This is a genomic window from uncultured Winogradskyella sp., assembly GCF_947501905.1.
Lineage (GTDB): Bacteria > Bacteroidota > Bacteroidia > Flavobacteriales > Flavobacteriaceae > Winogradskyella.
In genome coordinates this window covers 57,998-69,951 of the sequence record NZ_CANMXL010000006.1, presented here as the reverse complement: position 1 = coordinate 69,951, position 11,954 = coordinate 57,998, and the positions used below count along the sequence as shown (strand labels likewise).

Annotated in this window: 8 protein-coding genes; all 8 read left to right on the top strand. The window is 32.3% G+C overall.

Going from position 1 to position 11,954, the window contains the following annotated elements; genetic code table 11:
• Window positions 1–37: 37 nt before the first annotated feature.
• The 8 genes from Q0770_RS13725 (at window position 38) to coaE (ending at window position 11,927) form a co-directional block, all read left to right on the top strand.
• Complete coding sequence (locus tag Q0770_RS13725) at window positions 38–856, top strand: enoyl-ACP reductase (protein WP_188375307.1); 819 nt, start codon at window positions 38–40, stop codon at window positions 854–856.
• 105 nt (window positions 857–961) lie between these two features.
• Window positions 962–2,698: an FG-GAP-like repeat-containing protein gene (locus Q0770_RS13720; protein ID WP_299117917.1), complete on the top strand. Its 1,737-nt coding sequence runs from the start codon at window positions 962–964 to the stop codon at window positions 2,696–2,698.
• A 170-nt stretch (window positions 2,699–2,868) separates the two neighbouring features.
• The gene (locus Q0770_RS13715) at window positions 2,869–5,682 is read left to right on the top strand and encodes a T9SS type A sorting domain-containing protein (protein WP_299117916.1); all 2,814 of its coding nucleotides are present in this window, start codon (window positions 2,869–2,871) and stop codon (window positions 5,680–5,682) included.
• Window positions 5,683–5,760: 78 nt separating this feature from the next.
• A complete protein-coding gene (locus Q0770_RS13710; RefSeq protein ID WP_299117915.1) occupies window positions 5,761–7,503 on the top strand; it encodes an FG-GAP-like repeat-containing protein in 1,743 nt (580 codons plus the stop codon).
• 31 nt (window positions 7,504–7,534) lie between these two features.
• A complete protein-coding gene (locus tag Q0770_RS13705; protein WP_299117913.1) occupies window positions 7,535–9,277 on the top strand; it encodes an FG-GAP-like repeat-containing protein in 1,743 nt (580 codons plus the stop codon).
• Between the two features lie 75 nt (window positions 9,278–9,352).
• Window positions 9,353–10,357, top strand: a complete 1,005-nt coding sequence (locus tag Q0770_RS13700; protein WP_299117911.1) for a glycosyltransferase family 2 protein — start codon at window positions 9,353–9,355, stop codon at window positions 10,355–10,357.
• Window positions 10,354–11,322 carry a YbbR-like domain-containing protein gene (locus Q0770_RS13695; RefSeq protein ID WP_299117909.1) on the top strand — a complete coding sequence of 323 codons (969 nt, stop codon included), beginning with the start codon at window positions 10,354–10,356 and terminating at the stop codon, window positions 11,320–11,322. Before Q0770_RS13700 ends, Q0770_RS13695 begins: the two co-directional genes overlap by 4 nt.
• Window positions 11,322–11,927: a dephospho-CoA kinase gene (coaE, locus tag Q0770_RS13690; protein WP_299117907.1), complete on the top strand. Its 606-nt coding sequence runs from the start codon at window positions 11,322–11,324 to the stop codon at window positions 11,925–11,927. Before Q0770_RS13695 ends, coaE begins: the two co-directional genes overlap by 1 nt.
• The last annotated feature ends 27 nt before the right edge of the window (window positions 11,928–11,954 follow it).

The window sequence follows — 11,954 nt, the reverse complement described above, 5'->3', positions numbered from 1 at the left end:
TATTATTTAGACCACAAATAAACTAACATAAACAATTATGTCTTATAATTTATTAAAAGGAAAAAAAGGAATCATTTTTGGAGCTTTAGACCCTAATTCTATAGCATGGAAAACTGCAGAACGTGTTCATGAAGAAGGCGGAGAGTTTGTTTTAACTAATGCACCTATAGCGATGCGTATGGGACAGATTAATGACTTGGCAGAGAAAACAGGTTCGCAAATTATTCCTGCAGATGCAACATCAGAAGAAGATTTACAAAACCTTGTCGAAAAATCTATGGAAATCCTCGGTGGTAAAATCGATTTCGTATTGCATTCTATTGGTATGTCAGTTAATGTAAGAAAGGGAAGAGCGTATACAGACCAGAAATATGATTGGACTCAAAAAGGCACTGATGTTTCTGCAATGTCTTTTCATAAAGTAATGTCATCACTTTACAAAGCAGATGCCATGAACGAGTGGGGAAGTATAGTAGCTTTAACCTATATGGCTGCACAACGTGTATTCCCAGATTATAATGACATGGCAGATAACAAAGCCTATTTAGAAAGTATAGCACGTAGTTTTGGATACTTTTTTGGACGTGATAAAAAAGTTAGAGTGAATACCATTTCGCAATCACCTACACCAACAACAGCAGGTCAAGGTGTAAAAGGATTTGATGGATTTATTTCTTACGCAGAAAAAATGTCTCCTCTTGGTAACGCTACAGCTTTAGATTGTGCTAATTATACAGTAACACTATTTAGTGATTTAACTAAGCGTGTGACATTACAAAACTTATATAATGATGGTGGATTTAGCAACATGGGTGTTAGTGATGCTGTTATGGATGCTTTTGTAGAAAAAGAATAGAGTATTACTCTTTAACGTTAATAAGCCATTGTTTATAGCAATGGCTTTTTTGTGTTTATATAATTATATATATTTATTGCACAAGAAAATATATTTCTATTTTTAATGTATAAATCTACACTTACGCTAATTACTGTATTTTCCTGTCTATTGCTTAATGGACAAATCTTGTTTGAAGATGAAGCAGCTATTAGAGGAATGACATTACATACCGGAACTATTGGGAATGGTAATGGAATTACTTTTGTTGATTATAATAATGATGGATGGGATGATATTACGCTTCCTTCTGGTAATGGTGTTCCTTTAAGGTTTTATAAGAATATAGGAGGTTTTTTTGTGGAGGAAAGCCTGATTACTCCACAAATCACATATCAAGTTAGGGCGGTTTCATGGGTTGATTATGATAATGATGGAGATAAAGATATATTTATAACTAGTGATACTAATGGCAATAGACTTTACAGGAATAATGACGATGGTAGTTTTACTAATGTTACAATTGCTTCTGGTCTTTTTGAGGATAATGTTTTTACATATGGAATATCATGGGGAGATGTAAATAATGATGGTTGCTTGGATCTGTATTTATCCAATAGGTCTGTTGACTCAGTAATTACAAATTATTTTTTCAAAAATAATTGTGATGGTACTTTTACAAACTTTACAGAGCAATCTGGTCTAAATAATGATCCAGCCTTAACCTTTTGTGCTTCTTTTTTTGATTTTAATAATGATGGTTGGCAAGATTTATATGTTTCAAATGATAAAATTTACCCTAATTTTTTGTATATAAATGATGGAGATGGTACTTACACAGATGTAAGTGAAATTACAAATTCTAATATAGTTGTAGATGCTATGTCTGTTACCGTAGATGACTACAATAATGATGGATATTTTGATATATATATTACAAATACACCTAATGATTTAGGCACAGAAACTAGCGGTAGTATTCTTTTAAAAAATGATAATGGAGTTCAGTTTACCGATGTTTCTATTGGTTCTGGTACACAGTTAGACAGTTGGTCGTGGGGTGCAAATTTTTTAGATGCTGATAATGATACAGATTTAGATTTATATGTTAGCTGTCAATATACCCAAGATGATAATTTTCCCACATATGGATTTTACGATAATAAATCAGATGGAACATATAGTCAGCTTGGTAGTTTTGGTTTTCAAAATAATGAATACAGAAGTTATGGTTCTGCAACAGGAGATGTCAACAATGACGGTAAAGTTGACATAGCTGTAATTAATAATCTAAATACAGTTCCTAATTTGTGGATGAACAACTCATCATCTGTTAATAATTATTTGATAGTTAATTTGTTAGGTGTAGTAAGTAATAGAGACGGTTTAGGGTCTGTTATTGAAATTTCTGTTGCAAATAAAAAACAATATCGATATGTTACAAATGGTGAAAGTTATTTATCCCAAAATTCTCTTCAAGAATTCTTTGGTGTTGGTAATGCTACTACTGTTGATTATGTAAAAGTAAAATGGTTAAGTGGTATAGAAGATATTATATATAATGTTAATGTTAATAATACTTTGAAAATAACTGAGGGTAATACTCTTTCATTAGCAAACCCAAACAATGATATAGAATTAACTGCGTATATAAACCAAATATCCAAAACAGTTAATATAGCTTCTAATACTCTGATGGAACAGATAGATATCATAAATATTGCAGGTCAAAAAATAAATAGTTATGAGGTAAATTCCAATAACTTGAAAGCAGATATAAATTCTTTTTCAAAAGGAATATATCTACTTAAAATACATTTTAAAGGTAATAATATAGTTATTAAGAAAATCGCAATATTTTAGCACTATTATTAGATTATTCTTAATTATTTTTAAAATATATTTTGTAGTTCTTTTTTTCAAACACCTCTTATCGTGAAAAATTGTTATTTGTCGAATAATAATCTGGTTAACCAGTAATTAAGTAGTAATTAACATATTTTTAGATTCACTACTAACTTTAATTTATGTTTATGAAAAAAATTACTTTACTATTATTTTTATTTGCAAGTTTTTTTTCTGTCGCTCAATCGACATGTAATCAAACTTTTTCTGCTTCTGGGTTTGATGATGACCCAACAGTTTTAACAATTACTGCCGCTGAAATTAATTGTGCCGACCCAGAAACTCCTACAGCTTTAACACTTAACAATTCTGCTGGAAACCTTACAAATACAAATTGTGATACTAATGGGACATCCAACTGGTATGATTTTACACTTTTAATAACAGGAGGGCCAAGTGATGGCGTTACTATCTCTGGGTGTTCTGGTGAGTTAAATGGAGTAGATATTACTGGATTTACTTCTCTTACAATTACATCAGCTGAGAATGATGGATTTTCTGATGCTATTACTATAACAATAGATGTAGTGTCTACATTTACTCCTAGTTCAGCTCCAAATTGTGATGCTATGTTGACACAGACTGCTAATTTACCTACTACAGGTGATATTTCTTGGTCACCTGCATCTGGAGGTGTTGATGGTTACAGTGTAACAGTAGGTACAGGTTCTGGATTGAATGATGTATATCAAGCAACACTAGGAAATGTGCTTACTACTAATATTGGAGCTTTAATGGAGGGAACTACGTATTATGTAAATATTATTCCATTTAATTCTCAAGGGCCAGCAACTGGTTGTACAGAAGAGACGTTTACTACCTTTCAGCCAGTCGTTAATGATACACAAGCAACAGCCATACCTATAGTTCCTAATCCACAAGGAACAGGTTGCGCAACAGCACAGTTTACTTTGCCTTTTGATATAGATGGTACTACAGATAGTGGTGTAGATGGCTCTTGTAATGGGGCAGATACTGGTTTAGACCAATGGTTCACTTGGACTGCCACAACTGATGGTTTACTTTTCTTAGATACTGCTCCTGGTAATCCAGGTATAGTTATTAGAGATACGTCTGGAACAGAAATAGATTGTGCTCAAACATTTACGTCTACAGCTACGAGTGGAGCTGGTGAAGTTTTAAGCGGATGGACAATAGGTCAAGATTTAATAATTCAAATTTACGATTTTTCAGGATCTACATCAACAGTAGCATTTTGTTTGGAAGAATTTACTTTGCCACCTGCACCAGAATGTGCTATGAACCCTACTCCAGCAGATGATGCTACTAATGTAGATGTATTTGATACAGATAATAGAGTCACTTTAGCTTGGGAATTTTCTACTACTGGAGAAACAGCGGATAATTACGATTTATTATTTGGTACTACTTCTGGCGCATTGAATAATTTAGGAACATTCGCTGCTAATACAACTATTGATGTTACAGGAATTGATTTTGCTACAGAATATTTCTGGACCATTGTACCATCAAATATGGGATCTCCTGCTACTGGTTGCCCTGAGTGGAGTTTTACAACTGAAGATGCACCTCCACCACCAGCTAATGATTTATGTTCTGGGGCAACTATGGTATCAGTTGGGTCTGGAACATGTGGGACTGATGTTACTGGTACTAATGTGTCTGCCACTGATTCTGGTGTAGCACAAGCAACATGTGCTACTGCTACTTATGCAGGAGGAGACATATGGTATGCGTTTATGATGCCAATGGGAGAAACGGAATTGAACTACACAAGAAGTGCATCCGATTTCTCTACCACTCAAGTTGAATTATATTCTGGAGATTGTATGACACTCGTAGAAGTTGATTGCACAACATCAGCAGCTGATACTTTCACAGGATTAACAGGAGGTTCAATTTACTATTTAAGAATGTATGATTTTAATAATGATGATTTTGGAGATGTTACCTTTTGCTTAGGTACTCCACCACCGCCTTCGACAAATACTACTTGTGCTACTGCAGATACGATTACTTGTGGAGAGACTCTTAATGGGAATTCATCTACTTCAATGGGTACTTCTGAGGATAGTGGATGTGCCATGGGAGTTAATGGTTTATGGTACACATTTACTGGTACTGGTTTAGATGTAACTTTAACGTCTACGGCTTCTTTTGACCACAGAATGGCTATTGCTAGCGGAGACTGTGGTACATTAACTAACATAATATGTGATGATCAAAGTACAGGAGCTGAAACTCATACATTTGCGACTACAAATGGCGAAACATATTATGTATACATCGCACATTACTTAGATGGTAATACAACTACAGGAACAATAAGTTTAACTCTTGATTGTGCAACTCTACCAAATGATGATTGTGCTGGCGCAGAGGCAATAGACTCTGGTAGTTTTGGCATGACAATACCTGGAACTAATGTTGGAGCAACAGATTCTGGCTTAACAGATGGTTGTGTGTCTGGTAATGATGTATGGTATTCGTTTACCGCAGCGCAAGATGGAGACGTTATGATGACTATCGATGCAGGGTTTGAATATGGTTTCTACGCCGATTGTGCAACTACGACTTCTCTTGCTTGTAACACTAATTTAACAAGTGCAACAACAGGAACTACTTATTATATTAGAATTGGTGATGATGGTAGTACTACGCGAAGAGCTCCTGGAGCTTTTAACTTCTCTATTTCTGGTTCTGCATTGTCAAATGATTCGTTTGATATTGAAAGAGCATTTACTTACTATCCTAACCCAGTTAAAAATACATTAACAATCAATGCAAAACAAAATGTTGAAAGCATTGCAATGTATAATATGCTAGGTCAAGAAGTTATAAGATTGTCTCCAAATTCTGTTGATACAGAAGTAGATATGTCTAGTTTATTATCTGGTGCGTATTTTGTAAAAGTATCTATCCAAGGTGCTACAAAAACAATACGAGTTATAAAGCAATAAACTATAATTTATTAAAACAAAAGCCACCTGAAAAGGTGGCTTTTTTCAATTTTATAAATACTTTGTATACTATTCTCAATGAAAAAGATAGTTGCATTATTATGCTATATATCGAGTTTTTCTATTATAGCTCAGATTAATTTTCAGAATAATGGAAATGTATTGGGACTTACAGCTAATACAGGTACATCAATTTTTGGAGGTTCTGGGGTAAGCTTTGTTGATTATAATGGTGATGGTTATGATGATATTACTTTGGCCTCTGGAGACAACTTACCCGTAAGATTCTATAAGAATTTAGATGGTACCTTTTTTGTTGAAGAGAATTTGCTTCCAATTTTAGGAGATTATAGTTATAAAACCCGAAGTGTTACTTGGATAGATTTTGACAATGATGGTGATAAAGATTTATTTCTTACAAGCGATACTGATGGCAATAGACTTTTTGAAAATCAAAATAGCACATTAGTTGATGTAACGATAGTAGCAGGGTTTCCTTTAGATAATGTGCACACTTATGGTGCGTCATGGGGAGATATAGATAATGATGGCTGTCTAGATGTGTACCTTTCTAATAGAATAGGTGACACGACAATAACCAATTATCTATTTAAAAATAATTGTGATGGAACTTTTTCTGACGTTACAGATAGCGTTGGGCTAACAAATTCTTCGGCACTAACATTTTGTTCTGCTTTTTTCGATTTTAATAATGATGGTTATCAAGATTTATATGTCGCTAATGATAAGTTTAAACCTAATTACTTATATAAAAATAATGGTGACGGAACATTTTCTGATGTAAGTCAATCATCAGGAACAGATATTGTAGTTGATGCTATGTCTGTAACTGTAGATGATTTTAATTCTGATGGCTTTTTTGATATTTTTATTACAAACACACCAAACAGTATAAGCACGCCTACACTGGGGAGTATTTTATTAAAAAACAACGGAAATGAAACTTTTTCGGACATATCAGTTGTTTCGGGAACAAGTTTAGATAGTTTTTCTTGGGGTTCTAGTTTTCTTGATGCTGATAATGATGGTGATTTGGACTTGTATGTAAGCTGCCAATATACTCAGGTAGATAATCTTCCTTCTTATGCGTTTTATAAAAATGAAGGTAATGAACAGTTTTCAAACCCTACTGGTGTTGGTTTTGTAAACAACGATTATAAGAGTTACGCCTGTGCAATAGGCGATTATGATAATGATGGGAAGCAAGATATAGTTGTCAATAATGATGCTAATGAAACACCTTCATTATGGACTAATACATCATCAATTAATACTAATAATTATCTTTCTATAGATTTAGAAGGTACAACAAGTAATAGAGATGGCATTGGTTCAGTTATCGAGATTTCTGTAGCCGGTAATAAACAATATAGAGTAGTATTAGGTGGAGAAAGTTATATGGCTCAAAATTCTTTTATAGAAAGCTTTGGAGTAGGTAATGCTACCTCAGTGGATTATGTAAAAGTAAAATGGCTTAGTGGTTTAACAGATATTTTGTATAATGTAAGTGTAAACCAAAAGTTAACTGTTGTAGAAGGAACAGCATTATCTTCAGCAGATTTTGACACACAAAATGCATTTATTTATTATCCCAATCCAGTTGTTAATACTTTAAAACTAGAGTCACAGCAAAGAATAAAACAAATCTTAGTTTATAATAGCTTAGTGCAACAGCAATTTAATGTATTACCAGACATTGGAGACTATCGTATCGATTTTTCTAAATTAGCATCAGGATATTATTTTGTAAAAATAATATCCGAAGAAGATATAAAGGTTATCAAAGTTTTTAAGCAGTAATTATATAACTTTGCATTTTTAGAACTTAACAGTGAAATATTTTTTACTTACCATATTAGGCTTGTTTATTAATAGTGCTATGGCACAAATTAATTTTCAAGACAGAGCTAGTATACTTGGGCTTAACTCAAACACTGGCAATACTGTTTTTGGAGGCTTCGGCGTAAGTTTTGTAGACTATAATGGAGATGGCTTTGATGATATTACCTTAGCATCAGGAGATAATATACCTGTAAGATTCTATAAAAATATTGATGGTCTTCTTTTCTCTCAAGAAAGTTTATTACCTACTTCTGTAAGTTACGATTACAGGACTAGAAGTACCACATGGATAGATTATGATAATGATGGAGATAAAGATTTATTTTTAACCAGCGATACTGATGGTAATAGACTTTTTGAAAATCAAAATGGGACATTAGTTGATGCAACATTGACAGCTGGTTTCCCTACAGATAATGTATTTACTTACGGAGCATCTTGGGGAGATATAAATAATGATGGGTGTTTAGATGTATACTTGTCTAATAGAAGTTTAGGAACCTTGATTACTAATTATTTATTTTTGAATAATTGTGATGGTACTTTTTCTGATATCACTGGTTCCTCTGGTGTTTCTGCAGGCTCGGTATGGTCATTTTGCTCAGCTTTTTTTGATTTCAATAACGATGGCTTTCAAGATATCTATATAGCTAATGATAAGACTACACCAAATCATTTATTTAAAAATAATGGTGATGGAACTTTCAGTGATGTAAGTGTGTCATCGGGAGCAGATATTGTTATTGGTGCAATGAGTGTTACTGTAGACGATTATGATTCTGATGGTTACTTCGATATATTTATAACTAATTCACCAAATGGCGCTGGTTACGATGCTCCTGGGACTGTACTTCTAAGAAACAATGGGGATGAAACGTTTTCTGATGTAACCAATTCTACGCAAACTAGTCTAGTTAGCTTTTGTTGGGGTTCTAATTTTTTAGATGCAGATAATGATGGAGATTTAGATTTATATATTAATTCTCAATATACATCATCAGATAGCAGTTTACCAACATATGGGTTCTATATTAATAATAATTCAGGTAGTTTTTCAAATTCAACTTCTGTAGGCTTTACGACTAATGATTATAATAGTTATTCTTCTGCTATAGGTGATTATAATAATGACGGAAAGCTTGAAATTATTAGTAATAATGGTAACGACCAGAATCCTTCTTTTTGGGAAAACACATCCACTCCAAGTAACAATTATTTGTCTATACAACTTGAAGGAAGTGTAAGTAATAAAGATGGAATTGGCTCGGTAATTGAAATCTCAATAGGAGGTAATAAACAATTTAGAGTTGTATTAGGTGGTGAAAGTTATATGGCTCAGAATTCTTTAATTGAAAGCTTTGGAGTTGGTAATGTGTCAACTGTGGATTACGTAAAAGTAAAATGGCTCAGTGGTTTAACAGATATTTTGTACAATGTAAGTGTAAACCAAAAATTAGCTATTGTAGAAGGAACTGCCTTATCGTCAACTAATTTTGATAACCAAACAGCATTTGTATACTATCCAAATCCTACTAAAAATGTATTAACACTCAATGCTCGAGAAAGCATCGATAGTGTAGCTATCTATAGCATGCTAGGACAAGAAGTTATGAAACTATCTCCTAATACTGTAAATACAGATGTAGATTTGTCTAGTTTGTTATCAGGTGCATATTTTGTAAAAGTATCTATCCAAGGAGATACAAAAACTGTACGTGTTATAAAACAATAATTTATAAATTATTTTAATTTAAAAGCCACCTAAAATAGGTGGCTTTTTTTATGCACAATACTTACATTTGTTGATATGGAACCATTGAGTTACTCTTTTATAATTCCTGTTTATAACAGACCAAAAGAAATTGAAGAGCTTTTAGAGAGTTTTTTGAACCTTAGAGGTTCTATTAGTTTCGAAATTGTAATAGTAGAAGACGGCTCTACGCAAACTTCGAAACATATTATTTCTGATTATAATGAGAGATTGAATATTTCATATTTTTTTAAAGAGAATTCAGGACCAGGAGATTCTCGTAATTACGGGATGACATATGCTAAAGGCAACTATTATATTATACTAGATTCAGATGTTATACTTCCAGAAAATTACCTTATTGAAGCAGATAATTTTTTAAGTAATAAGTTTTATCATTGTTTTGGTGGTCCAGATGCAGCGCATCATTCTTTTAGCAGCTTGCAAAAAGCTATAAATTTTGCAATGACATCCTTTATAACCACTGGAGGTATCCGTGGAGGTAGCGAGGCTCTAGAAGATTTTCAGCCTAGGAGTTTTAATATGGGATTATCAAAAGAAGCTTTTTTGGCTACCAGAGGATTTGGTAAAGTTCATCCAGGAGAAGATCCAGACTTAGTCTTAAGGATTAAAGCTTTAAATTATAAAACAACCTTAATAAAAAATGCTTATGTCTATCATAAAAGACGGATCTCATGGCGCAAATTTTACAAGCAGGTAAATAAATTTGGACAGGTAAGACCAATTTTAAATAAGTGGCATCCTAGTTCTAAAAAAATCACCTATTGGTTTCCTACAATCTTTTCATTGGGGCTTTTATTGTCGATTGTAGTACTATTTTTAGATATCTACATTCCGATTTACATGTATGGTTTTTATCTTTTACTAATTTTTATACTTTCTACTATATCTAATAAAAACATATGGGTTGGCTTTCAATCTTTATTGGCAGTTTGTATACAGTTTTTTGGATATGGCTATGGCTTCTTAATTTCTACTATAAAACTAAAGACATTAAAAGGAAAACCTGAGAAGATTTTTCCTAAATTGTTTTTTAAATGAAAAACCTAGTTTCAAAAAAAACGTTTAGTACTTTAAAAAAGCGAAATATTAAGTTATTTGGATTTTTTTTAGCTGCTGCATTTTTGTTTTTAATGCTTACTAAATTTTCTGAATCTTACACTCAAGTAGTTTCCGTTAATCTAAAGCTTACTAATTTAGAAGATGAGATAGTAATATTAAATGATTCTTCTAGTATTGCAGAAGTTACAGTAAAAGCTAGAGGTTTTAATCTTTTAAAATATTTATTCAGTAGTACAATATCTCTAGATATTGATGCCCAAACGGAAGTTTTTAAGAAAGACAAATCATTGTTTTGGGATGTAAGTAATAATAGGTACAGGCTAATACAAGAATTTGGTAATACAGTAGACATATTAAGTGTCAAACCGGATACAATTGAATTTCATTACGATGTCCTTTCTTCAAAAAATGTCCCATTAATATTAGATAGTGATATAACTTATGCTGAAGGATACGATGTAGTTGGACAGTTAGAATTATCCCAAGACTCAGTTAAAGTTATTGGATCTAGGCGAATTATAGACTCTATTAAAAAAATAGTTACTGAGCCAATTGTGCTAGGAGATATTAATAAAGATATAGAAGCGTCTATTACTTTGTTAAATAATAATAGCAATAAGATTAGTTTAGTACCAGATAAAGTAAAAATCAATGGAATTGTAAGACGTTTTACTGAGGGAAAGCTAAATATACCAATCAAACTAATTAATGAGCCATTAGGAAAAAAAATAAATTATTTTCCTAAAAATGTTGATGTTGTTTATTATGTAGATTTAGATAATTATAATATAATCAAGTCCGAAAATTTTGAAGTTATATGTGATTTCAAAGATTTCAAAGATGAAAATAAACGCTACCTAGATTTAGAATTAGCAAAAATATCGCCATTAGTGAAACGCGCTCGTACATTACAGAATAGGATAGAATTCATTATTTCAGATTAATGCAAGAGTCAAAAGAGCATATAATTGTTGGTATAACTGGTGGTATAGGTAGTGGAAAGACTACTATTTCAAAGTATTTTGAAGAATTTGACATACCTGTTTATCACGCCGATAAAGAAGCCAAAGCTTTAATGAACCGTTCAAAGATTATTAAGCGGAAACTTGTTGCATTATTTGGAGACAAGGCTTACCAAGAAAATAAACTTAACAGGGAGTTTCTACGCCAGCAAATATTTAAAGATAAGGCGCTTTTAGAACAAATGAATAGTATTGTGCATCCAAAAGTTGGTGCCCACTTTAAGAGATGGGTAAAAAAACAAACAGCGCCTTATACGCTAAAAGAAGTAGCTATAATATTTGAGAATAATTTACAAGCACAATACGATTATATTATTACTGTAGTTGCTGATGAAGAAGAACGAATAAAAAGAGTAACTAAAAGAGATAACACATCCCGTGATACTGTGAAGGCTATTATTAATAATCAACTTTCAGATCATGAAAAAATTGAAAACTCCGACTTTGTTATTTATAATAACAATTTAGAAGAAGCAAAACTTCAAGCTATAACTATACATGAGCAACTTCTAGCAAAAATCAAATAAGTCAAATTTTAACATTTGTGTTAATGT